At 68.8% G+C, this 22,867-nt stretch carries 19 protein-coding genes and 1 tRNA gene; 7 read left to right on the forward strand and 13 right to left on the reverse strand.

All coding sequences use genetic code 11. The features are described from left to right. Positions 1 to 59 precede the first annotated feature (59 nt). Positions 60 to 1,946, reverse strand: coding sequence for an HAL/PAL/TAL family ammonia-lyase (locus ABD970_RS10685; RefSeq protein ID WP_345295450.1), 1,887 nt, complete (start codon positions 1,944 to 1,946; stop codon positions 60 to 62). Between the two features lie 61 nt (positions 1,947 to 2,007). Then, positions 2,008 to 3,384: a histidine--tRNA ligase gene (gene hisS, locus ABD970_RS10690; protein WP_345295451.1), complete on the reverse strand. Its 1,377-nt coding sequence runs from the start codon at positions 3,382 to 3,384 to the stop codon at positions 2,008 to 2,010. Between the two features lie 163 nt (positions 3,385 to 3,547). Between hisS and ABD970_RS10695 the strand changes: the two genes are divergently transcribed. Continuing rightward, positions 3,548 to 3,624: transfer RNA gene (locus tag ABD970_RS10695), tRNA-Pro, on the forward strand. Positions 3,625 to 3,973: 349 nt separating this feature from the next. On the opposite strand, the gene ABD970_RS10700 is transcribed toward ABD970_RS10695, so the two are convergent. The 8 genes from ABD970_RS10700 to ABD970_RS10735 all read right to left on the reverse strand — a co-directional run bounded on the left by ABD970_RS10700 (position 3,974) and on the right by ABD970_RS10735 (position 13,070). Then, positions 3,974 to 5,035, reverse strand: coding sequence for a hypothetical protein (locus ABD970_RS10700; RefSeq protein WP_345295452.1), 1,062 nt, complete (start codon positions 5,033 to 5,035; stop codon positions 3,974 to 3,976). A gap of 222 nt (positions 5,036 to 5,257) precedes the next feature. Beyond that, positions 5,258 to 6,550: an argininosuccinate lyase gene (gene argH, locus ABD970_RS10705; protein ID WP_345295453.1), complete on the reverse strand. Its 1,293-nt coding sequence runs from the start codon at positions 6,548 to 6,550 to the stop codon at positions 5,258 to 5,260. 25 nt (positions 6,551 to 6,575) lie between these two features. Continuing rightward, on the reverse strand, positions 6,576 to 7,538 hold the full coding sequence (gene argC, locus ABD970_RS10710; protein ID WP_345295454.1) for an N-acetyl-gamma-glutamyl-phosphate reductase: 963 nt from the start codon (positions 7,536 to 7,538) through the stop codon (positions 6,576 to 6,578). Further along, a complete protein-coding gene (locus ABD970_RS10715) occupies positions 7,535 to 8,857 on the reverse strand; it encodes an acetylglutamate kinase (RefSeq protein WP_345295455.1) in 1,323 nt (440 codons plus the stop codon). Before ABD970_RS10715 ends, argC begins: the two co-directional genes overlap by 4 nt. Before the next feature lie 107 nt (positions 8,858 to 8,964). Next, positions 8,965 to 10,056, reverse strand: coding sequence for an acetylornithine deacetylase (locus tag ABD970_RS10720; RefSeq protein ID WP_345295718.1), 1,092 nt, complete (start codon positions 10,054 to 10,056; stop codon positions 8,965 to 8,967). Positions 10,057 to 10,106: 50 nt separating this feature from the next. Beyond that, the gene (locus ABD970_RS10725; protein ID WP_345295456.1) at positions 10,107 to 11,303 is read right to left on the reverse strand and encodes an argininosuccinate synthase; all 1,197 of its coding nucleotides are present in this window, start codon (positions 11,301 to 11,303) and stop codon (positions 10,107 to 10,109) included. 28 nt (positions 11,304 to 11,331) lie between these two features. Then, a complete protein-coding gene (locus ABD970_RS10730; RefSeq protein WP_345295457.1) occupies positions 11,332 to 12,339 on the reverse strand; it encodes an N-acetylornithine carbamoyltransferase in 1,008 nt (335 codons plus the stop codon). A gap of 266 nt (positions 12,340 to 12,605) precedes the next feature. Next, positions 12,606 to 13,070 (reverse strand): hypothetical protein, encoded by a 465-nt coding sequence (locus ABD970_RS10735; protein WP_345295458.1) that lies wholly within the window; start codon positions 13,068 to 13,070, stop codon positions 12,606 to 12,608. Positions 13,071 to 13,192: 122 nt separating this feature from the next. Between ABD970_RS10735 and cysS the strand changes: the two genes are divergently transcribed. From cysS to ABD970_RS10750, 3 genes are all read left to right on the forward strand, one after another. Continuing rightward, the gene (gene cysS, locus ABD970_RS10740; protein WP_345295459.1) at positions 13,193 to 14,569 is read left to right on the forward strand and encodes a cysteine--tRNA ligase; all 1,377 of its coding nucleotides are present in this window, start codon (positions 13,193 to 13,195) and stop codon (positions 14,567 to 14,569) included. Between the two features lie 430 nt (positions 14,570 to 14,999). Further along, positions 15,000 to 15,440 (forward strand): SufE family protein, encoded by a 441-nt coding sequence (locus ABD970_RS10745; RefSeq protein WP_345295460.1) that lies wholly within the window; start codon positions 15,000 to 15,002, stop codon positions 15,438 to 15,440. After that, positions 15,437 to 16,702 (forward strand): MFS transporter, encoded by a 1,266-nt coding sequence (locus ABD970_RS10750; RefSeq protein WP_425563083.1) that lies wholly within the window; start codon positions 15,437 to 15,439, stop codon positions 16,700 to 16,702. Before ABD970_RS10745 ends, ABD970_RS10750 begins: the two co-directional genes overlap by 4 nt. A 75-nt stretch (positions 16,703 to 16,777) precedes the next feature. Here ABD970_RS10750 and dksA read toward each other — a convergent pair whose 3' ends face one another. Then, the gene (gene dksA, locus ABD970_RS10755; protein ID WP_345295461.1) at positions 16,778 to 17,827 is read right to left on the reverse strand and encodes an RNA polymerase-binding protein DksA; all 1,050 of its coding nucleotides are present in this window, start codon (positions 17,825 to 17,827) and stop codon (positions 16,778 to 16,780) included. 281 nt (positions 17,828 to 18,108) lie between these two features. On the opposite strand from dksA, the gene yidD reads away from it, so the two are divergent. The 3 genes from yidD (at position 18,109) to ABD970_RS10770 (ending at position 20,638) form a co-directional block, all read left to right on the forward strand. Further along, positions 18,109 to 18,345 (forward strand): membrane protein insertion efficiency factor YidD, encoded by a 237-nt coding sequence (gene yidD, locus ABD970_RS10760; RefSeq protein ID WP_345295462.1) that lies wholly within the window; start codon positions 18,109 to 18,111, stop codon positions 18,343 to 18,345. Beyond that, entirely contained in the window at positions 18,342 to 19,688 is a 1,347-nt protein-coding gene (locus tag ABD970_RS10765) for a dihydroorotase (RefSeq protein ID WP_345295463.1), read from the forward strand. Before yidD ends, ABD970_RS10765 begins: the two co-directional genes overlap by 4 nt. Positions 19,689 to 19,843: 155 nt before the next feature. Beyond that, positions 19,844 to 20,638: a M23 family metallopeptidase gene (locus tag ABD970_RS10770; protein ID WP_345295464.1), complete on the forward strand. Its 795-nt coding sequence runs from the start codon at positions 19,844 to 19,846 to the stop codon at positions 20,636 to 20,638. A gap of 441 nt (positions 20,639 to 21,079) precedes the next feature. Here the strand turns inward: ABD970_RS10770 and folE2 are convergent, their stop codons facing one another. Together folE2 and ABD970_RS10780 are read right to left on the reverse strand one after the other, a co-directional pair. Further along, positions 21,080 to 22,006 carry a GTP cyclohydrolase FolE2 gene (gene folE2 / locus ABD970_RS10775; protein ID WP_345295465.1) on the reverse strand — a complete coding sequence of 309 codons (927 nt, stop codon included), beginning with the start codon at positions 22,004 to 22,006 and terminating at the stop codon, positions 21,080 to 21,082. A gap of 88 nt (positions 22,007 to 22,094) precedes the next feature. Further along, positions 22,095 to 22,760 carry an isoprenoid biosynthesis enzyme family protein gene (locus ABD970_RS10780; RefSeq protein ID WP_345295466.1) on the reverse strand — a complete coding sequence of 222 codons (666 nt, stop codon included), beginning with the start codon at positions 22,758 to 22,760 and terminating at the stop codon, positions 22,095 to 22,097. Positions 22,761 to 22,867 lie beyond the last annotated feature (107 nt).

Raw genomic sequence — 22,867 nt, forward strand, 5'->3', positions numbered from 1 at the left:
TAGTTGCAACGGACGCCGCCGTCAACCCCGCCGATTGGGCCCGATGCGTGCCGCTGGATTCAGCCGTCGTGCAACGCGGCCAGCAGGCAGCCCTCCGCGACCAGCCGCACGGCCGCGGCGACTTCACCGTCGAGCGCGCGGTCATGGTCGAGGAACGGAATCGCTTCCCGCAGCGCTGCGTGGGCCCTGGCCACCGCCCCGCCGGGCTGGTAGGCCCCGCCTTCGGCCAGCTCGCTGCGCAGCGCTTCGACCTCGTCGAGGAAGCGCTGCCGCTGCGGCGAACCGGGCAGTGGCGCGCAGTGGATCTTGGCCGCGAGCGTTTCGGCATCCCCCGCGCGCGCCAGGTCCCGCGCGGCGTTGATCATGTCGCGCCGCAAGTCCAGCGCCTGCGCGGCGGTGTAGATCTCCAGCGCCAGGACCTTGCCGAGGTCGTCGACCATCGCCAGGACATGCCGCGCCTCGTTCGCGCCCATCGACACGTGGTCCTCGGCATTTGCACTGGTCGGGATCGAATAGACGCTGGCCGGGTGCGCGCGGCTTGCGAGGTCGTTGACGATCGCCGCGGCGGTGTACTGCACGATCATGTAACCCGACTCGGTGGCATCCTCGTTGCCGATCAGGAACGCCGGCAGGCCGTCACTGGTGGCCGGATCGACCAGCTTGTTGAGACGTCGCTCCGAGATGCCCGCCAGGACGGGGATCGCGGCCTTGACGTAGCTCATGGCGAGCGCGAGCGGCATGCCGTGGAAATGGCCCGCGGAGACGACCTGCTCCTCGACGTGCTCGGCCTGCTTGTCCGGGAAGATCAGCGGGTTATCGGTGACGGCGTTAAGCTCGATATCGAACACGCGCTTGGCCTGTTCGACCGCGTCCCGCACCGCGCCATGGACCTGGGGCACGCAGCGCAGCGAATAGCTGTCCTGCGGCTGGTGCTTCTTGCCGCCGCGGAAAGGCTTGAAGCGCTGGTAGAACTTCTCGCGTCCGTGGCGCTGGCCGAACGGCACCCAGTCCCACGCGATGTCGAAGGTCAGCTTTTGCGCGGCGCCGTCCCAGCTCTCGGGCAGCCACGGCCGGAACCGCGGCACCAGGTGGTAGGGAATGTCGGCAAGGCTCGAGCCTTCCAGCAATCGGCGCAGGTTGCCTGCGACCTGCACCTGCCCCGGATGGGGGCGGAGGGCATGCACGTCTTCGCCGAAAGCGCCCAGCCGCCCCGCGAAGGCATCGATCGTCATCGCCGCGGCGAGGTCGGCCGTCTCGAGCAAGGCATCCAGTCGATGCAGGGCCAGCACGCCGCAGGCCAGCATCTGCGCGGTGCCGTTGTTCAACGCCAGACCTTCCTTGTAGGACAGCGTCACCGGCTCCAGCCCGGCGCGGCGCAGCGCCTCGTCGCCAGGGACCCGCTCGCCCTCGACGAAGGCCTCGCCGCCGCCCAGCAGCACGATGGCCAGGTGCGACAACGGCGCCAGGTCGCCCGAGGCGCCCACCGAACCCAGCGCCGGCACCACCGGCACGATGCCGGCGTTGAGCAGCGCCGCCAGCGCCTGCAGCGTCTCCACCCGGATCCCGGAGTGGCCGCGCAGCAAGGTGTTGATGCGGATGCACAGCATCGCGCGCACCACGTCCGCCGCCAGGGGCTCGCCGACGCAGACGGCGTGGGTGACGATCAGGTTGCGCTGCAGCTCGGCATGCAGAGACCGCCCCGACGGACCGGCGCCGGGGAGTTCGTCGCGCAGCGGATGCGCGCCGAGCAGGCGGTCGGCATTGCTGCCGAACCCCGTGGACACGCCGTAGATGGGTTCCTCGCGGCGCACCTGCTCGGCGATGAATTCCGCGGCACGCGCCACCGCCTTCAACGCCCCCTCGTCGAGCACGACCTCGGCGCCGAACGCCACTTCGCACAACTGGTCGCGGGTCAGGGAATGGCCGTCGAGGCGGATGGGCTTCATGCAATGGGTCCTGTCACTTGAGATGTCTGGTCGTGCAAATTGGTGCGCTTGGGCGATCGACTCAGCGCGCGCCCTGCGCCCGCCATTGCTCGCGCTCCACGCGCAAGGCCCCGGCAAGGTCGGCCTCCGCGACTTCGAACTGCTCCCCGCGACGCAGGTCCTTCACCGCCACGACGCCCTTCGCGGCCTCGTCCTCGCCCCGGATGACGACGAAGCGGATCCCGGCGCGATCTGCGTACTGCAGCTGCTTGGCCAGCTTGCGGGTCTCCAGCCGGGTCTCGACGTTGAGACCGGCGGCGCGCAGCTGCTGGGACAGCGCCAGGGCGTGTTCCAGCGCCGAATCCTCGAGCAGGGTCACCAGCACGTCCACCGAACTCTCGGCGTCCGCGACCAATCCCGCCTCGCGCAATTGCCAGAACAACCGGGTCAAGCCGATGGAAATCCCCACGCCCGGCAACCTGGACTTGGTGTAGTGGCCGGCCAGGTCCTCGTAGCGACCGCCCGAGCAGATCGAACCGATCGCGGGGTGCGCATCGAGCACGGTCTCGTAGACCATGCCGGTGTAGTAGTCCAATCCGCGGGCGATGGACAGGTTGAGCGCGTAGCGGGATTCCGGGACGCCCATCGTCCGCAGCTGCGCCAGCAAACCCCGCAATTCGTCGCGGCCCTCCTCGAACAGCGCGGTCCCCGGCCCGAGCGCATCCAGTTTCGCCAGCGCATCGTCGTGGCCGTCGGACCGCATCCGCGAGAACGCCATCAGCCGCTCGACCACGCTTGCGTCGAGCCCGAATCCCTCACCCTGCAGGGTCGCCCTGACGGCCTCTTCCCCGCGCTTGTCCAGCTTGTCGATCTCGCGCAGCACGGCGGCTTGCTGGTCGACGGGGATGCCCTGCCCTTCGAACCAGCCGCGCAGCAGCTTGCGATGGTTCAGCTGGATGGTGAACTCGCCGATGTCCAGCGCCTCGAACACCGCATGGATCACCGCGGGCATCTCGGCGTCGTAGCGCGTGGACAGCGAATCCTTGCCGATCACGTCGATGTCGCACTGCCAGAACTCGCGGAAGCGCCCCCGCTGCGCGCGCTCGCCCCGGTAGACCCGCTGCATCTGGTAGCGGCGGAACGGGAAGGCCAGGTCGTGCTCGTGCTCGGCCACGTAGCGGGCGAGCGGCACCGTCAGGTCGAACCGCAACGCCAGCTCCGGCAAGCCCTCCGCGTCCTTTTCCAGGGCGCCGGTGGACTGGACGAAATAGACCTGCCGCTCCGTCTCTCCTCCCGACTTGGTCAGCAGCACGTCCGAGAGCTCGAAGACCGGCGTCTCCACCGGCAGGAACCCGAAGCGCTCGAAGGTCGTGCGGATCGTGTCCAGCATGCGCTGGAACGCCACCTGGTCGCGGGGCAGCAGCTCGAGGACGCCTGGGGGCGTGCGGGGCTTGATCAAGGCAACACTCCGGAGAACCCTCGTGATGGTTCGAACCGCTACAGTCTAGCGGCTCGACCGCGGGCCGCCCGCCCTCCGAGGGCGCCGACGGGCTTCCCCGGTTCGTTGCCCCGGATGCTTGCCCCGGGCCACCCCCCATCACTACAATGCGCTGCTCACCTGTCGGGGTGTAGCTCAGCCTGGTAGAGCGCTACGTTCGGGACGTAGAAGTCGCAGGTTCAAATCCTGTCTCCCCGACCAATCGATTGAATCCGAGGCACCGGGCGGGCGTCCTTTCGACGTAACCACGCTCTTCGGGCTGGGCAGCCCCCCTCACTCGACCGCGTGCAAATCAGGCCTCGATGCCATCGTCACGGTGGCCCGGGGGTGCAGGCGTGCGTGGGCAGAACGCTCACCGACGCCCGGTCGCACGTGTCACCCACCGGTTCGCTTTCCGCTCGCCTGCGCGCGCTCCGAGCGCCTTTTCATCCGCGTGCGACGCCTTTGAAGCAAGGGCGGTGAGTGCAACAAGTCCCGGAAGGCCAACGACTCTCCAAAAAAAAAGGGCCGGCATGCAGCCGGCCCCTTGATCACGCGGTGACAGTTCGAATCAGCGACCCGGGACGCGGCAGCATTGCGCCACGGCTTGTCCGTCAACCGACGAGCCGCCAGTACGGGCGACCTTGACCTGCCAGATGGACGTCGATTCCGGGAAGGACGAATGCACGGTCAGGGTGCCGCTTCCGAACGACTTGGTCCCACCGCCCGTGGCGGCGAAGCCGGATGGGCAGGTGGCCCGCAAGGTCGTCTGGCTGCCGGACGGGATGCTCGTGGTCAGCGGGCCGTCGACCTGCTGGCATTCCATGGCCGTCGCGGTCGGAGCCATGAAGTAGCCGGCGACGTCGCCCACGACGTGGGTCGGGACTGCTGAAAAGATCGAGAAATCGAAGGACTGGCCCAGGGTCTGCTTGACGATGATCTCGTTGCCGTTATCGCCGCCTATGACGACGTTCAAGCTGGCGGCAAAGGGTTGCGGTGCATTGTAGGGATAGACCGTGATGTATCCACCCGAGTGGGATTCGGTCGTGGTGACGTTCATCACGACTGCCGATGCGTTGGCCGGAACCCCGCAATCCATGCTTGCGCCACCCTGGGCGACGAAGTCACTTCCGTCGGACACGTAATGGCGCGTCTCGCCGGGCGTCATCGCCCCACCGGCCAAGCGCGTATCAAGGATGCGGCACGGCACGATCGCCGTGTACACCAGGTCCTCGGACGGGCTGCCCAGCGCATGGATGACGGCGGCCGACGCTTGCGGGTTCGCCATCTTGTCGATGATCTGCTCGTCCGTCGCACGCTGGCCCATCAGGGCCGACATCATGCCCTCGAACGTGGTCATGCGTGCCGCACGCTTGATGTTGTGCAAATCTGCCTGGGCGAACGTGCTGGCCATTGCCCTGGCCCACTCGCCGCGACCGGTGCCGTACACCGTGGACACGTAGTCCGCCCAACGCCGGACGATGTTGCCCACGTTCTCTCCCCGCTCCGTCTTCGCCGTGTACTGCGAACCGGCGGACGAAGGCCCGGCGGCCTCGGCGACCTGCGACGTCAGCACGACGCCCCCCAGGGTGGCAACGAGTGCAGCCGAAATTGCGGTCGTAAGTACCTTCATGACTTCCCCTTCCCCTATGAGTCTGGCCGAATGCGAGACCATCCCGCTCGCCCCTCGTCCCCGTTAAAGCACGTTCCGTGCCAAGTGCCGGAGTGACGACGATCCCAGAATCGGCCACAAAGGGTGCGCCCCGTCACGGTTCGGATGTGCCGCTGGAACGTTTAAAGGCGACGTTTTTTGTCACTGGCGGGCGACGTTCATGCCACCTGCGGGAATCGGCTGCTAGCTGTCACCTGCGGGCAGTCGCGATTTCAAGGCCTCCAACCGGAGGTCCCCCGCTCCGCCGGGCGAGACCCGGCCCGCCAGGCTGGCCGCGGGATCGCCGTCCTCCCAGCGCGCGGGGTCGGCTGCCAGACGGTAGGCATCCCGGAACGGCATTCCCTCCCTCGCCATGTCGACCGCGAGGTCGGTGGCGTAGAGCGCGGGCTCCAGTGCCGCCCGCATCCGTTCCTGCCGCCATTCGAGCCGCGCCAGCAGGCCTGGCAGCAGGGACAGGGCCGCCAGGCCGCGTCCGAACCCGTGGAACAGCGCGCCCTTCGACGCCTGCAGGTCCCGGTGGTATCCGGACGGCAACGACAGCAGTTGCTCGATTTCCGTCCTGGCGGCGGCCACGCTGGCGTGGCTGGCGCGCATCAGTTCGATCACGTCGGGGTTGCGTTTGTTGGGCATGATCGAACTGCCGGTCGTGTACTGCGCCGGCAGCGCGACGAAACCGAACTCGGCACTGGTGAACAGGCTCAGGTCCCAGGCCAGGCGGCGCATGTCCAGCGTCGCGCTGGCCAACGCCTCGAGCGCGGCCATCTCGAACTTGCCGCGCGACAGCTGGGCATACATCGGCGACACCTGCAGCCGCGAAAAGCCCAGCGCCCGGGTCGCAGTGTCGCGCGGCAAGGGCAGGTTCACGCCATAGCCGGCCGCGGTCCCGAGCGGATTGGCGTCGATCCAGCGCAGCGTATCGGCGGCACGCGCGGCATCGTCGATGAAGGCCTCGGCCCAGCCCGCCCACCACATGCCCAGGGAGGACACCACGGCACGCTGCAGGTGCGTATAGCCTGGCATCGGGATGTCCCGTTCCGCCTCCGCGCGTTGCAGCGCGATGCGCGCCAGGTCGGTGCAGGTCGATTGCAGGCGGGCGAGCTTCTCCTTCAGCCACAACCGCGTGGCGACGAGCACCTGGTCGTTCCGGCTGCGCCCGGCGTGGATCTTCCGCCCGGTGTCGCCCAGCCGCTCGGTCAGCCGCGCCTCGATCGCGGAATGACCGTCCTCGTAGCGCTCGTCGAGCACGAAAGCGCCGGAACGGAAATCGTCGGCCAGCGCGTCGAGCTCGCGCGACAGGGACTGCAACTCGTCCTCGGCCAGCATCCCGATGGCCTGCAGGCCCTGGGCGTGCACCTTGCTCGCGGCGATGTCATGGAGCAGGAATTCGCGGTCCAGCACGACATCGTCGCCGGCGAGGAAGGCCTGGATGCCTGCATCGACGTCGACGCCGGGTTTCTGCCACAGGAGATCGGTCATGGTGGGCTTTCCTCGCGGACCGCGACTACCGCGGCGGATCGATGGGGATGCCTTCGAATTCCGGGAAGCCGAAGGCCAGGTTGAGGTTCTGCAGCGCCTGCGTCGCGGCGCCCTTGAGCAGGTTGTCGAGCGTCGAGACGACCACCAGGCGCCGGCGGTCCTCCGACAGCGTGAATCCGCCGACCGCCGCGCCATGCCGTCCGGCGATGCCGCTGACCCAAGGCGCGTCGCGCTCGACGGCGACCAGTGGCTCGCTGTCGTACCGGGTACGGTAGCGCTCCACGACGGCATCCGGCTCGAGCGCTTGCTGCAGGTGCAGGTTCGCGGTCACCGTCAGGCCTCGGAAATGCGGGGCGACGTGCGGCATGAACTCGATGTCGATGCCCATCCGGTGCGAGACCTCGCGCTCGTGGACATGGCCGGTCAGCGCGTACGGCATGAGGTTGTCGCGCAGCTTGTCGACGTCGTTCCGCTCCGACGGGGTGGTCCCGGCGCCCGAATAGCCGGAGACGCCGAAGCACTGCACCGGACCATCGATGTCATCGAGCATCGGCGCGATGGCCAGCTGCATCGCCGAGGCATAGCACCCCGGGTTGGCGATGCGCCGTTGGCCGGCGTAGCCGCCCCTCGTCAGTTCCGGCAGGCCGTAGTGCCAGTGCGGGTCGAACCGGTGGTCCGCGGACAGGTCGACGATCACCGGCGATGCTCCATCGCCTCCGATGCCCTCCACGCACGCGGTCGCCTTGCCGTTGGGCAGGGCCAGGACGTAGGCATCCGCGCCCTGCGCACCCAGCGCCTCGTGCTCGATGCGCGCATAACGCAGGTCCCCTGCGTACTCGGGCACGTGCGCCGACACCGGCTGGCCCTCGAGTTCGCGCGACGAGACGAAGGCCAGTTCGAAATGCGGGTGCCCGGCGAGCAGGCGGATCAGTTCGGCCCCGGTGTGCCCGCGGGCGCCGACGATGCCGATCGTGCGACGGCCGATCATGACGGACTCGCCAGCGTCGGCGCGCGGCCGGCGCAATGGGCCACGGCGGCTTCAATGGCGTCGAACCCGTCGAGCCCGTACCAGAACACCCGCCACGGCCCCTGCTTGAGGCAGCCGTCGGACTCCGAGTGGTAGAAGCCGTTGGCGCGGTTGTCGTGGCGGGATCGCCAGAACAGGCTCGGCGTCTCCTCGCGCATCACCTGCCAGACCGCGCGGCCCAGGCCCTCGCCCTGCGCGTCGTCCAGCACCGCGAACTTGTCGAGGTAGACGCTGCCATCCTCGTCGGTGAGGATCACCGCGGCGCGGTAGTGCTCGCTGACGTAGGCGCGCAGCAGGGGCGTGCGCTCGAAGTAGTCGCCGGCCAGTTGGCGGCCGAAACTCGATTCGACCAGGGAACGCAGGCGCTGCAGGTCGAGCGAGTCCCATCGCGTGGCCCGCAGGACCTGTTCGCCACGGCGCACCAGGGTCCCGGAGCCGGTGTGCGTGAACAGCTCCTTGGCCAGGTCCGCCGGCCGCGTGATCGACACCGACGACGCCAGCGGCAGTCCGTCCAGCAGCGTCTTGATCTGCTCCAGTTTCAGCCGCATGCCGCCATTGAGCCACGGCTGCTGCATGAGCTGCTCGTACTCGGTGGACAGGTTGATCGAGTCGATCAAGGCACCCTCGGCGTCGAGCAGGCCGCCGGTGCCGGTGAGGAAGATGATCTTGTAGGGCTGCACCGCCTCCACCAGCGCATTGGCGGCGAAGTCGGCGTTGACGTTGAGGATCTGCCCGCCGGGGGTTTCGCCGAGGCTTGCGATGACCGGTATCGAGCCGGCCTGCAGGCTGGCCTCGATCGGCGAAAGGTCGACCCGCTCGATCCGGCCCACCAGCCCGAACGTGTCCCGGTCCAGGAAGCCGGCCTCGAACACGCCACCGGTGATCGAGGTGGCACGCGCACCCGCGCGCTGCAACGCCTCGACCAGTCGCAGGTTGGACGCCTGAAACACCCGCCGCACGACGGCCAGGGCATCGGGCGACGTGACGCGCAGGCCGTCGACGGTGCGCTTTTCGATCCCGGCCTGCGACAGCTGCGCATCGAGCTGCGGACCCGCCCCGTGCACGACGATCGGCGTCAGGCCGACTTCCTGCAGGAAGGCCAGCGAGGAGGTCAACGCGTCCAGGTCGTCGCGCAGCACGGCGCCCCCGACCTTGACCACGGCGAAGCGCTTGGCGTCCAGCTGCGAAAAGCGCTTGAGGTACTGGCTGATTTCCTTCGCACTGGCCATGCTCGAGAGCAGGCGCACGATGGTCTGTCGGGTTTGCTGGTGGGTCTGCATCGCTGATCGGTTTCTCTGTGGTTCCCGGGGAGCGTGTCGGCGCCGCCGGATGGCTTCGGTTGGCGGGCACGGGGCCGGGCGCCTTCGCGCCGGCGCCCTCGCGCCGGTCAGGGTTCCATGGCGATGATGCGCCCCACGGCTTCGGCGTACGTCTGCAATTGCGCCAGCGCGACCCATTCGTCCGCGCTGTGGGCCTGCGCGATGTCGCCGGGTCCGAAGACGATTGCCGTCAGGCCGGCCTGCGAGAACAGTGAGGCCTCGGTCCAGAAATCCACCGCGTTGCCGATCGGCAGCGCCAACGCATCCGCCAGGTCGCGCGCGGCCAGGCGCCTGTCCTCGGCGGTCGCGACATCGCCGGCGGGCAGCGGGGGACCACGGAACGTTTCCGTGTAGGTTTGAAGCGCGCCTGCGCCTGCGAAGGCGCCGAACCGCCGGTGCAGGGCATCGATGTCCTGCGACGGCAACGGCCGGAATCCGAACGAGACGTCGCACTCGGGCGCGACCACGTTGGCCTTGATGCCCCCGTGCACCCGGCCGATGTTGAAGCGCAGGCCCGTCAGCCCCCCGAACCGCCGGTGGGCCTCTCCTTCGACGAAGTCCAGCGCTTGCCCGCCCCATCGCATCGCCTGGTGCAGCGCGCTGGCGTCCAGCGCGCCGGCCGCGGAGGCGTGGCCCGCCTCGCCCTTGAATCGCAGCTGCACCGCACTGATCCCACGGTGCGCCAGCACCGCCTCGCATCGCGTCGGTTCCGCGACCAGCACTTCCTCGAAACCGTGCGCGGACTTCAGGAAGGCGTCCACGCAGCGCGCATCGTTGGCTTCCTCGTCGCTGGAGAACAGGAAGGCCGCGTCGCCCTCCGTCGATCCGGCGGCCGCCAGCAGGCAGGCCGCCGCACCCTTGATGTCGCAGGCGCCAAGCCCGATGGCGCGGTCTTCGGTGACGCGCAGGACGTGCGGATCCGCCGTCCATCCCGGCGAATCCGGCACCGTGTCCAGGTGCACGTTGAACAGCCGCGCCGGGTTTCCGCGCAACGCGAACAGCGCTACCGCCCCGTCGCCATGGTCGCGCACGTCGACATGGAAGCCGGGCAGCTGCTGCCGGATGTAGTCGAAGATGCCATCCGCGGCGATGGTGCGCGGCGGGTTCCGGGTGTCGAACGACACCAGCGCGGCGAGGTGGTGGAGGATCGTCTCGAGCATCATGTCCCTGTCTCTTGGCACGGAAGGGGCTCTGGCCCTTCCGCGCGAACCTACTTGCGGTTGATCTCGGCCCACAGCGTCGAGCTCATCCCGTACAACTTGATGAAGCCCTCCGCTTCCTCCACGCCCCAGTCCGCCGACTGGGCATAGGTCGCACCCCTTGACTCGAGCAGGTGCGGCGAGGACACCGCCACGGCATCGACGCGGCCCCCGCATGTCTCCAGCACGACCTCTCCATTGACCTTGCGCTGCGTGGAGGCAAGGAATGCCTCGAGGTCGGCCTTGAGCGGATCGTGGAAGAAGCCCTCGTACACCAGCTCCACCCACTTGCGCGCCACGTCCGGCTTGAACCGGTTCTGCTGCTTGGAGAGCACCGCCTCGTCCAGCGCGCGATGCGCGACCAGCAGCGCGGCCAGGCCGGGGGCCTCGTAGACGATGCGGCCCTTCAGGCCGATGGTGGTGTCCCCGGTGTAGACGCCGCGACCGACGCCGTACTGCGCGAAGCGCGTGTTGAGCAGCGCCAGCAGGGGCGCACCGGCCAGTGGCTTGCCGTCGATCTCGACCGCCTCGCCTTCGATGAACCGCACCGTCGTCCTCAGCGGTTCGTCCGGCCAGGCGCTGCGCGGCGCGCACCAACCGCGCGCGCCCTCGCCCGGGGCTTCCCAGCGGTCGATCTCGCCGCCGGACATGGTCAGGCCGAGCAGGTTCTCGTTGATCGTGTAGGCCTTCTGCTGCGCGCGGACGCCGAACCCGCGTTCCTCGAGGTAGGCCTGCTCGTACGCGCGCGTCTGGGTGTGCTCCTTCTGGATCTCGCGGATCGGCGCCACGACCTGGTAGTCGCCGCTTGCCTTCACGGCAAGGTCGAAGCGCACCTGGTCGTTGCCCATGCCAGTGCAACCATGGGCGATGGACCGTGTCCCGAGGTCGTCGGCGCGCGCCAGTGCCGCGTCGACGATCAGGTAGCGGTCCGACACCAGCAACGGGTATTGGCCCTGGTATCCCTCCCCGGCCCAGATGAACGGCTTGACGAAGCCCTCCCAGATCGCGGGCCTGCCGTCGACGGTGACGTGGCTGGCCACGCCCAGCTCGCGGGCACGCGCCTCGATGGCCTCGCGCTCCTTCGCGTCGACGCCGCCGGTATCCGCGAACACGGTATGGACGGACCAGCCGCGCTCCTGCAGCCACGGCACGCAGAAGCTGGTGTCGAGGCCGCCGGAGAATGCCAGGACGATGTCTTTCGGGTTCATGTGTTGCCTGCCTTGTTGTAGGGGCCGATCAGCCTTGGGCGATGAGTGCCGCCATGACCGCCTTCTGCACGTGCAGGCGATTCTCCGCCTCCTCGATGGCGATGCAGTGCTTCGAGTCCATCACCGCGTCCGTGGCCTTGACGTTTCGGCGCAGCGGCAGGCAATGGGAGAAGACGCCATCGTTGGTCAGGGCCATCTTCGCCTCGTCGACGATGAAATGCCTGTGCTGGTCGCGGATCGGCTTCTCCGGCGCCCAGTTGCCGAAGAAGGGCAGCGCCCCCCAGCTCTTGGCGTAGACGATATCCGCGCCGGCGTAGGCAGCCGCGATGTCGTGGCTGACCGCGAACGAACCGCCGTTCTCGGCCACGTTCTGCTTCGCCCAGCCCAGGTAGCGCTCGTCGAGCAGGTAGTCCTCGGTCGGGCACAGCAAGGTCACGTCCATGCCCATCCGCGTGGCGATGGTCAGGGCGGAGTTGGCCACCGCGGTGTTGAGCGGTTTGGGATGGTAGGTCCAGGTCAGGACGTACTTCCTGCCCCGCAGGTCGGTCGTGCCGAAATGCTCCTGCAGCGCCATCGCATGCGCCAATTCCTGGCAAGGGTGGGTGATGGTCTCCATGTTGATCACCGGCACGGGGGAATGCTCGGCGAATGCCCGCAACACCCGGTCCTCGCGGTCGACCGACCAGTCAACGAACTTCGGGAAGGCGCGAACGCCGACCAGGTCGACATACCGGCCGAGCACCCGGGCGACCTCCGCCACGTGCTCCTCCGCCTCGCCATCCATCACGGTGCCGAAGTCGAACTCGATCGGCCATGCATCCTTGCCCGGTTGCAGCACCACGGCATGGCCACCGAGCTGGAAGGCACCGAGCTCGAAGCTGGTGCGGGTCCGCAGCGACGGATTGAAGAACAGCAACGCGATGGACTTGCCCTTCAATGCATCGCCGATCGGATTGCGCTTGAACAGTGCCGCCTGCGTCAGCAGCGCATCGAGCTCGGCGCGCGTCCAGTCCTGGGTGTTGAGGAAGTGCTGCATGGGGAGTCCCGTGTGGGGTGGTGTCGATCAGGCGGAAGGATGAGGAAACGAAAAAACCCGGCGCAGGGGCCGGGTTCTCCAAGGTGAAACTCGAATGCGGACGAGTCCCGGCTACACAGCTCGATTGTGGGCCAGGATTCGGCGCGCGCGCGAGGTCATGCCCGCCGCCATCCGGGCGGAGGTCAGGAGGTCGGCGCTGGCGTCGGTGAAGTTCATCAGGCGCGCATGCTCGCACGCATGGCCAGGGGCCGCAAGCGCGGCCGCGGTCATCGCTCGTTGGCCGGCACGATGGGCGTCACCGACACCCTGACGCGCAGCCGGTTGCCCGGATCGAACGGAAGCCGAGAACGGTACTTGATGCCGTGGTGGACGTAGTCGACGTCGTAGGCGATGGGCCGGCGGAACTCCCGGTCCACCGGAACCATCCGGCATTCTCGCTCGTTGACGGTTCGGGGCTCGTCGTCCTCGGCGGGCGCCAGCACGTCCCTGACCGCACCCACCACCCGCGCCAGGCCGCGCCGATCCTCCTCCACCTTGGCGACCGGGGTCGACCTCTCGCAGCGCTCGACCATGCTGGTGGCGTGCAGGGTCTGGTAGACCGGAGTCGCGGCCATTACCCGGGCGTATTCCGTGCGGACGTTCTCGACCTGCAACGTCGTCTCCTGGGCCACCGCCGGGAAAACGCATGCGACCAGCAGGACCGGGAACGCGAGGAACGGGTAGCGGGGCATGGTGTTGGCGGGCGATTGGAAGGGCTGAAGTGTAGGCGCTCGGCGGCCGCGCGGGGTGAATCGCGGCTGTCGTGCCCGCGCCCGCCGGGTAGAATCCCGGCACCCCCGCCGGTCCCGAATCGATGTCCCTGCACCTTTACAACACCCTCACCCGGCGGCTCGAAGCGTTCGCCCCCCTAAACCCCGACCGCCCGACCATGTACGTGTGCGGTCCGACGGTCTACAACTTCGTGCATATCGGCAATGCCCGGCCCTACGTGGTCTTCGGGCTGTTGGCGGCCCTGTTGCGGCGCCGCCATGGCGCCCTGCGCTACGCGCGCAACCTGACCGACGTGGACGACAAGATCAACGCCGCGGCCCGCGAAGCCAATGCGCCGATCTCGACCATCACCGACCGCTACGTCGCCGCGTTCCGCGAGGACATGGCGGCCCTGGGCGTGGATGGCGTGTTCGCGCCGGACCTTGAACCGGCGGCCACGGCGCATATCCCCCAGATCGTCGCCATGATCGAGGGCCTGGTCGCCTCCGGCCACGCCTACGCCGCCGAGGACCACGTGCTCTTCTCGGTGGCCAGCTTCGGCGCCTACGGAAAGCTGTCGCGCCGCGACCCGGAGGACATGCTCGCGGGTGCCCGTGTCGATGTCGCGCCCTACAAGCGCGACCCGGGCGACTTCGTGTTGTGGAAACCGTCCGGCGACGACCTGCCGGGATGGGATTCGCCCTGGGGCCGTGGCCGCCCTGGCTGGCACATCGAATGCTCGGCGATGGCCGCTGCCCACCTGGGCGAGACCATCGACATCCACGCCGGTGGCGTCGACCTCCAGTTCCCGCACCACGAAAACGAGATCGCGCAGAGCGAATGCGCACACGGCGGCAAGCCGTTCGCGCGCTACTGGCTGCACAACGGCATGCTCACTTTCGGCGGCGCCAAGATGTCCAAGTCGATCGGCAACATCGAGAAGGTGCACGACCTGGTCCGCGCGCATCCGCCGGAAGCGCTCCGCCTCGCCCTGCTGTCGGCGCATTACCGGCAACCCCTGGAGTGGTCGGACGCATTGGTCGAACAGTCCGTGCGCACGCTGGACCGGCTTTACGGAACGCTGCGCGACCTGGCCGATGTCCCGGCCGAGGCGGAAATACCGGGCAGCGTCGAAGCTGCGCTGGACGACGACCTCAACACCCCGCAGGCGCTCGCCGAACTGGCCGCGATCGCCGGCGAGGCGCGCAAGGCCGCCAGCGACGCCGACAAGCGGCGCCTGAAGTCGAGCCTGCTGGGCGCCGGCCAGGCGCTTGGACTGCTGCAGCAGCGGCACGAAGCGTGGTTCGGGCGCGGCGCATCGGACGACGACGACGCGCGCATCCAGGCGCTGATCGAGGAACGCAACGCCGCAAGGCAATCCCGCGACTTCGCCCGCGCCGACGCCATCCGGGACCAGCTCGCGGCGGAGGGCGTGCTGCTGGAGGATGCGGCGCAGGGGGTGCGCTGGAAGCGCGGTTGAGCACTTTGGCTGCGCATGCCGTTCGTCGATCGCGCCAGACGCTACGCGTGGCCAGCAGCAGTTGAGCGCAGCGCATTGCATTGCGGCGGGACGCAACGACGGCTTCATTGACCCTTTGAGGAATCCTCCGCAGGACCGTAACGCTGGCGTGCCATGTCGGAGAAGGTCGATTACTTCGATTCGATTCCCTAGCTTGCAACCTCGGTGCTCCCCTTGTTCGGCCTGGCCGTGCACGCGCGAACGGGGCGCAGTGGGTCAATGAAAGACGTGGACTCGCCGAGGGTGGAACACTTTCCAGCATCGAACCCGGTCAAGCGCCGGCGTTGACGGGATCTGCTCACCATTCCAACCGACCCACCCGCTCCGCGCCAGGGACGGCTGTGACTTCGCCAAGCGCGACAAAGCAACGCAAACGCGCGAAAATTGCCGCGTGAACGACTCCGCCTTCCCCCTCGAACCCACCGCCGCCGCCGCCCAGGCCGCGATCAAGGAGGAATTCGGCTTCTTCGGCGACTGGTCCGAGCGTTACCAGTACCTCATAGACCTGGGCCGCAAGCTGCCGCCCTTCCCCGGCGACCTCAAGACCGAGGAGCACCGCCTGCATGGCTGCCAGTCGATGGTGTGGCTCGTGCCATCGGGCGATGCCGACCGACTCGACTTCCTTGCCGCCAGCGATTCGGCGATCGTTTCGGGCCTCGTCTACCTCGCCCTGCGGGTCTACTCGGGCCGGAGCGCGCGGGAAATCGTGGCCACCGAACCTGATTACATCGCCCAGATCGGTCTTGCCAAGCACCTGTCGCCGACCCGCAGCAACGGCCTCGCCGCGCTGCTGGCTTCAATCCGCGACACCGCGCAACGCGCGCTGGCGTGAGCGAGCCGCAGAACCCCGCCGCCGCCCCTGGCGACGAGGAGACCCACTCGCCACCGCTGCGCAACCGCGGATTCCGCGGCCTGATGCTCTACCGGATCTGTTCGATCCTGTCGTACCAGATCGTCGCGGTCACCGTGGGCTGGCACGTCTACGAGCTCACCCGCGATCCCTGGATGCTCGGCCTGGTCGGACTGGCCGAGGTCCTGCCCTATTTCTGCGTGGCGCCGTTCGCAGGCTACCTGGTCGACCACTTGCCGCGCCGCAAGCTGGGCATGGTCGCCTGCCTTGGGTTGGCGGTGACGCCGTTGCTCCTCGCCGCGATCGCCGCGGGATGGCTGGCAGCGGGACATGTCTGGCCCATCTATGCGGCGGTCGCGCTCACCGGTGCGGTGCGCGCCTTCCTGGGGCCGGTCTACAACGCGCTGTTCGCGCGCGTCCTGCCTCGCGTCCATTTCACCAGCGGCGCCAGCCTCGGCAGCATCGTGTTCCAGGCCGGGCTGGTGATCGGCCCGGCCATCGGAGGCCTGATGATCGGCGTGGCCGGCAAGTCCGCGACCTATGCCCTGGCGGCGGGATTCGCCTTGGTCGCCGCGGGCGCCGTCGTCCGCTTGCGGGTCACCGAACCCCCGCTGGAACTCCAGCGTGCCCCGATCTTCGCCAGCATCGCCGAGGGCGCGCGCTTCGTGTTCGGCCACCAGATCCTGCTCGGGGCACTGGCCCTGGACATGTTCGCGGTGCTGTTCGGTGGCGCGATCTCGCTCGCCCCGGCCTTCATCAAGGAGATCCTCCACTACGGGCCCGAAGGACTCGGGATCCTGCGCGCCTCCCCGGCGCTGGGGGCGGTGGTGGTGGGCGTCTGGCTGGCGCGGTATCCACTGCAACGCCATGCCGGCCGGGTGCTGTTGGGCGCGGTGGCGGGTTTCGGCCTTTGCATCATCGGGTTCGGCCTGTCCACGACGTTCTGGTTGTCGGCCGCCTGGCTGCTGCTGTCGGGCATGTGCGACGGGGTTTCGGTGGTGCTTCGCTCGACCATCCTCCAATTGGCCACGCCCGACCACATGCGCGGACGCGTGTCCTCGATCAACGGGTTGTTCATCGGCTCGTCCAACGAGCTTGGCGCGTTCTACGCCGGCTCGATGGCGCGGTTGATCGGGCTGGTGCCGGCGGTGGTCGTGGGCGGGTTCGTGACACTGGGCGTGGTGGCGACGACCGCCTGGAAGGCGCCGAAATTGCGCCGGCTCGATCTTCGCCAATTGCAGTGACCCGCAACCGATGCCAACGAAAAAACCCGGCCGCAGCCGGGTTTCCCTTCGTCGCCACCCGGGCCATTGCCCGGATCAGTCGCCGATCTGTTTCTGCCGGTGCTCCCAGCTTTCCTGCTCGTCGATCGTGCGTTCCGCGGTGAGCCGGGCTTCCAGCCGCTCCAGGCCGATTTCCTCGCCCGAATCCACGCTGAAACCGTAATCGCCCGAATCAACGCGCTTGAGCGTGCTGTCGATCTTGCCGATGAGCTTGCGGTAGCGGTCGCGCGTGCGCAGTTCCAGCGAATTCTCGGTTTCCCGGGTCGCGCGCTCGGCCTCGTCGCCGACGTCGCGGACCTCTTCCTTCAGGTTCTCGATGGTCTGCTTGGACTCCTCGACCAGGTCCTCGCGCCAGCGCAGCAGCCGCTGGCGGAAGTATTCGATCTGCAACGGGCCCATGTATTCCTCGTCGACGCTGGGCTTGTAGCCTTCGGGCAGGATCGGACGCCCGGTTTCCTTGTCGGTGTCGTAGGGCACGACCTTGTACTTGGCCTTGCGCGTGGCAGGCGCAGGCTTCGACACGACGGCAACGGCCACCTTGCCGACCGGCCGCGGCGCAATCACCGGCTTGCTGGCGGCGGGCGCGGCGACGGTCGTGGCGGCGCCTTTCGGCTTCGACTTGGCCTTCCTGGGCTCGACGGCCGCCTGGGGGGCTGGCCGCGGCGCCTTCTCCGGCTTGGCCGCCACGGCGGCCTTGGTGCTCGGCGCTGCCTTGCCGGACGGGGCCTGCTTGCGGGCAGCGGCCTTCTTCGGCGCCGCCGCGACCTTGGCGGGAGCCTTCTTGGCAGTCGTCTTCTTCGCGGGCGCCTTCTTCGGGGCGGCCTTCTTCGCCGTCACCTTGCCGGCGGCGGCCTTCCTGGGGGGCGCCTTCTTCGCGACGGGCTTTTTCGCAGCCGCTTTTTTGGCCGGAGCCTTCTTCGCCGCCGCCTTCCTTGCGGCCGGCTTCGCCGCCTTCTTGGGCGCTGCCTTCTTCGCTGCCTTCTTGCCGGCGACCGGCTTCTTCGACGGCGCCTTCTTCCTGGCTGCCGGCTTGCTGGTCTTCTTGGCGGCCTTGGCGGCCTTCTTTGCTGGTTTCTTTGCTGCCACTGGAGGCGGTCCTTACTGGAATGGAACGGCGCGTGACGCGCAGCGCACGGGCCGGATGCCCGAACCGCGGGAAAGAGTGGGAGCCTGCCCTGGAATCGCGCCCTCAAAGCGCTCTGCCGCACCGGCTGCCGCCGGTGACCGGCCCCTCTGATCGTGCCACGGCAGCCTTTGGGCTGCTGCCGGCCACGCACCCTTCCCTTGGACGGGAAAGCGCGCTGTTATACCCTGCCCGGACTGCAGCGGCAACCGCGACAGTCTGTGCTGCGCCGCCTCCGACCCCCGTGATCGACCGCTTCCTCATCGCCCTGCTCCGTGGCTACAAGCGCTGGTTGAGCCCCCTTCTGGGTCCCCGGTGCCGATTCATGCCGTCCTGCTCGGAGTACGCGATGGAGGCGATCGGCCGCTTCGGCGCGATCAGGGGAGGCTGGCTCGCGATCAGGCGCATCGGTCGCTGCCATCCCCTCCACCCAGGCGGCCACGACCCCGTGCCGCCCGCCACCACGGAAACCCACGGATGACCGACACCCTCATCGTCAATGCCCGCCTGGTCAATGAAGGCCGCGAAACCGACGGCGATCTGCGCATCTCGCGCGGACGCATCGCCGAGGTCGGAAGCGGCCTGGTGGCCCGCGACCGCGAAACGGTGGTCGATGCCGGTGGCCGCCGCCTGATGCCGGGGATGATCGACGACCAGGTGCACTTCCGCGAGCCAGGCATGGAATACAAGGCCGACATGGCCACCGAATCCGCGGCCGCGGTCGCCGGCGGCCTGACCAGCGTCATGGACATGCCCAACACCAGCCCCCCGACGCTGAACGCCGAGGCGCTGGAAGACAAGTACCGCCGCGCCGCCGGCCGCATGTGGAGCAACCACGGCTTCTACATGGGCGCCAGCAACGACAACCTCGAGCACGTGCGCGCCATCGATCCGAAGGCCACCCCCGGGCTGAAGGTATTCATGGGCGCGTCCACCGGGAACATGCTGGTCGACGACCCGGACACGCTGGACGGGATCTTCCGCGACACCCCGGTGCCGATCATCACGCATTGCGAAGACACGCCGATGATCAATGCGCTGCAGGCCGAGTACCAGGCGAAGTACGGCGACGACATCCCGGCCGAATGCCACCCGGACATCCGTTCGCGCGAAGCCTGCATCAAGTCCACCCGCCTGGCCTTGTCGCTGGCGAGAAAGCACGGCACGCGGCTGCACGTGCTGCACATCTCCACCGCCGACGAGCTGGCGCTGTTCGACGCCGGCCCGCTCGTCGACGCCGACGGCGTGCGCAAGCGCATCACCGCCGAGACCTGCATCCACTTCCTGCGCTTCGACCGCGGCGATTACGCGGAGCTTGGCCACCAGATCAAGTGCAATCCGGCGATCAAGGATCCGGCCGACCGCGAGGCGCTGGTGCGCGCCCTGGCCGAGGACGTCATCGACGTGCTCGCCACCGACCACGCGCCGCACACCTGGGAAGAAAAGCACAATCCCTACGTCCGGGCGCCAAGCGGCCTGCCCCTGGTGCAGTACGCCCTGCTCGCCGCGCTGGAGCTGGTGCGCGAGGGCAAGCTGAGCAACGCGCAGGTGGTGCAGAAGTTCGCCCACGCACCGGCGCAGCTGTTCGACGTCCAGCAGCGGGGCTACCTGCGGGAAGGCTACTGGGCCGACCTGGTGATGGTCGACGACACGCCCCTGACCGTGCGCCGCGAGGACGTGCTGTCCAAGTGCGGCTGGTCGCCGTTCGAAGGCAGGACCTTCCATGCCCGGATCGCCTCGACCTGGGTCAACGGGCAGCAGGTCTGGGACGGCGAGCGCCTGGTCGGCGAGCCGCAGGGCCAGCGGCTGGCGTTCGACCGTTGAGCCTCCTGCGTCGCCGTTCCGCCGGTTGCTCGCTCGTGGCCTGGGCCGCCCTCCTGGTGTGCGCGGCATGCGCGGCATCGACCACCGGCGCCACGCGAATCCCCGCAACCGATGGCCGGAATGTCGTCGCTCCCAACGGGAAACAGGCAGCGGCCGTGGTTGCGAGGGCGGGTGCTGCGCGGACGGTCGAACCGGCCGACGCCCGCATCGTGTTCCCGGCCAGCGTCCCGCAAGGGGCGCTGGTGATCGGCAAGGTGCCGCCGGGCAGCACGGTCCGATACGACGGCAAGACGCTGCGCTCGACCGGCTACGGCACGGTGGTCTTCGGCGTCGGGCGGGACGCCCGGGGCCCACTCCTGGTCGAGGTCACCCGACCTGACGCCACGCGGGACCAGGCGCGCATCGAAGTCACCCCGCGCGACTGGCCCGTGGAGCACGTCAGCGGCGTCCCGCCCCAGACCGTGAACCCACCGCCGGCCATCGCCGAGCGCATCCGCCGCGAGCAGGCGCTGGTGTCGGCCGCGCGCACGCGCGACGACGACCGCGCGGATTTCGCACAATCCTTCATCTGGCCGGTGCAGGGCCGCATCAGCGGCCGCTTCGGCAATGCGCGGGTCTACAACGGGCAGCCCGGCTCCGGTCATTCCGGCATGGACATCGCCGCGCCCGCCGGCACCCCGGTCAAGGCGCCGGCCGCAGGCGTGGTGACCTTCGCGCAAGACCTCTACCTCACCGGCGGCACGGTGCTGCTCGACCACGGTTTCGGGGTCAGCTCGAATTTCCTGCACCTGTCGCGCATCGATGTCCGGGTGGGCGACCGCGTCGAACAGGGGCAGACCATCGCCGCGGTGGGCGCCACGGGCCGGGCGACCGGCCCGCACCTGCATTGGGGCATGAACTGGTTCGATGTGCGCGTGGACCCGCTGCTGGTGCTCGAACGCGGCCAATGACCTCGTTGGTCCCGCGCCTGTTCACCTTCGGCACGCGCGGCGGCGCGGTCATTGCTCCGGGGGTTCGCAATTGCGCCCGGCGCGGTTCGATGTGCGGATAGACCCGCTCTTGGTGCTCGAACGGGGCCAATAACGGCGTTGGCCACTGCGCGCGCCCACTTTCGACACGCGCGGCGGCGCGTTCATTTCTCGGGGTGATTCGAATTCTGCGCGGCGCGGTTCGATCTGCGGATAGACCTGCTCTTGGTGCTTGAACGGGGCCAATAACGGCGTTTGCTACTGCGCGCGCCCACTTTCGGCACGCGCGGCGGCGCGGTCGTTGTTCCTTTCGTTTCCCACGCTGAAGTCACGCCAGGAAACGGGTTTGACCTCGCCGTACTTTGACCGGACGCCACACCTCCCGAGTCGGATCATCGGATCGCTGAATCCATTTTCCAGGATTCAGTTGACGCCCTCTCCCGCAACCCTCGCGACGGCGTCATGCGCATGCAGGCTCTCGAAATGCGTCACGGACAGCTCGTAGCGCTCGATGCGTGCGTCCTCGGCCAGTACCGTCGCCACGCGGCGGGCGGCGTCCTCGGCGAACATGAGGTTCTCGGCGTTGCGTCGGGCGAAGGCCTGTTCGTCCGCCCGCTTGACCGCGGTCTGGACGGGCGTCCCGAGGACGGCTTCCACGGCGTCGATCAGGTCGGTGACGGGAAGCTCGTCGAACGATGGCCGCAGCACGACGCTGACCATGGCCCGGCTGCGCTGGGCATGTGGCGTCGCGGCGAGGCCGTGCTCGGAGGCGATCCAGTCGCGGACCACGCCGGTCGACAACGGCCTGGCGGACGCGAACTCCGTGGCGAAGTGGTCGGCGTTGGCCTGGCGCGAAAGCGCGGCGGACGCGGGGCAGGTGCTCGAGTAGTCCACAGAGAACGCCAACGTCAGCGACAGGCGTTCGGCGCCCAGCCGGGCGTCGATTTCCACCGGGTAGGCCTTCCAGCCGGAATGCCCGCTGGCGAGCGCGTCGCGACGCAGCAGGTGGTCGTAGCGCAGTGCCAGGCGCGCCTGGGTGGACAGCCCATCCTGCGAATCGATGCAATCCTGGAGCGTGCGCCGCAGGCCGGCCGGCGTCATCGCCTCCACCGCCAGCGCGTCCTGCAGCCGCAAGTACAGCCGCGACATGTGGATGCCGCGCGCTTCCGGCCGCGCCAAGTCCACGCCGATGTCCACCGACGCGGCCACCTGCATCCCGGCGCCATCGGGCGTGGGCAGGCGCAGCGGCAGCGCGATGCGCTCCATGCCGACCCAGTCGAGGGCGCGCGCGGACGTGGCGGTGTCGCCGGCGACGTCCGGCAAGGCCTGTGGCAGGGGGTTTGAGCTCAAGACGGCAGCCCGAATGACGGAAACGGCCGTCGATTGTACCTGCCACCGCCGAAGGGCTGGCTGGAACGCACCGTTGCGGTGCAGCCGATCAAGGTTCGCGCGCGGCGCGCCAGGCCAGCCACAAGGTGCGCCAGGGCGACAGCGGGGTGGATCGATGCAGGCCCCGAGCGTCATCGACCGCCGCGTGGACCAGGGCCGCATGGATGCGCCGGGGGCGCGCGGCCTCGCGGCCGCGCGATGTGCCATCCGGCCTCGCAGCGGCCGTGCCGCCATGGAACAGGGCCTGTTCCGCCAGCAGCGAAGCCTCCACCAACGGAATCGCCCCCGGCGCATCGGTGCTGCCACCGTCGCCGAACAAACTCGACTCGCAAGCCGCCACCGCCGTGGCAAAGGGGGCAAGGACATCCCCGGCGACCGCCTCGCCGGGACGCATGCGGCCGGCCTGCAACGACGACAGGCTGCGCGCCAGTCCGTCCCAGGGCGCGGGTTGCGCCTGCAACGCGGTCCCCAGCGGATGCCGCCGCGCGCCCTTGCTCCAGCCCATCAGCTCCTCATGCCACCAGGCGAGTTTCGCCAGCCCCGGCGTGGGATCGTCGCCACCCCAGGCGGCCTCGGTGAGCTCCTGCAGCAGTGCGAACCAGGCCGCGACGCCGTCGCGCCGGGCGGCAGGCACGAAGGCCATCGCCACGCGCCACTCCGGCCAGCGTGCGCGCCACTTGTCGACGAAGCTGCCCAGCGACGCGGAAGGATCCATGCGCTCATTGTAGGAGGGGTCACGCGCCGCGAGTTTCTGGCACTTCGCCGGGAGTGGCGGAGACGGCCGGCTCGCGTCGCCGTCCTCCCCGATTCGGAGCGCATCGG

Source organism: Luteimonas vadosa, from assembly GCF_039543545.1.
Taxonomy (GTDB): Bacteria; Pseudomonadota; Gammaproteobacteria; order Xanthomonadales; family Xanthomonadaceae; genus Luteimonas; species Luteimonas vadosa.

Bases quoted from the DNA above. Each gene is read 5' to 3' on its own strand.
- ABD970_RS10725 (WP_345295456.1), bottom strand. From the start codon at position 11,303: ATGAACCCGAAAGACATCGTCCTGGCATTCTCCGGCGGCCTCGACACC.
- cysS (WP_345295459.1), top strand. From the start codon at position 13,193: ATGTCCCTGCACCTTTACAACACCCTCACCCGGCGGCTCGAAGCGTTC.
- ABD970_RS10780 (WP_345295466.1), bottom strand. From the start codon at position 22,760: ATGGATCCTTCCGCGTCGCTGGGCAGCTTCGTCGACAAGTGGCGCGCA.
- ABD970_RS10735 (WP_345295458.1), bottom strand. From the start codon at position 13,070: ATGCCCCGCTACCCGTTCCTCGCGTTCCCGGTCCTGCTGGTCGCATGC.
- ABD970_RS10700 (WP_345295452.1), bottom strand. From the start codon at position 5,035: ATGAAGGTACTTACGACCGCAATTTCGGCTGCACTCGTTGCCACCCTG.
- ABD970_RS10715 (WP_345295455.1), bottom strand. From the start codon at position 8,857: ATGCAGACCCACCAGCAAACCCGACAGACCATCGTGCGCCTGCTCTCG.
- ABD970_RS10685 (WP_345295450.1), bottom strand. From the start codon at position 1,946: ATGAAGCCCATCCGCCTCGACGGCCATTCCCTGACCCGCGACCAGTTG.
- argH (WP_345295453.1), bottom strand. From the start codon at position 6,550: ATGACCGATCTCCTGTGGCAGAAACCCGGCGTCGACGTCGATGCAGGC.
- ABD970_RS10730 (WP_345295457.1), bottom strand. From the start codon at position 12,339: ATGCAGCACTTCCTCAACACCCAGGACTGGACGCGCGCCGAGCTCGAT.
- ABD970_RS10765 (WP_345295463.1), top strand. From the start codon at position 18,342: ATGACCGACACCCTCATCGTCAATGCCCGCCTGGTCAATGAAGGCCGC.
- argC (WP_345295454.1), bottom strand. From the start codon at position 7,538: ATGATCGGCCGTCGCACGATCGGCATCGTCGGCGCCCGCGGGCACACC.
- ABD970_RS10720 (WP_345295718.1), bottom strand. From the start codon at position 10,056: ATGCTCGAGACGATCCTCCACCACCTCGCCGCGCTGGTGTCGTTCGAC.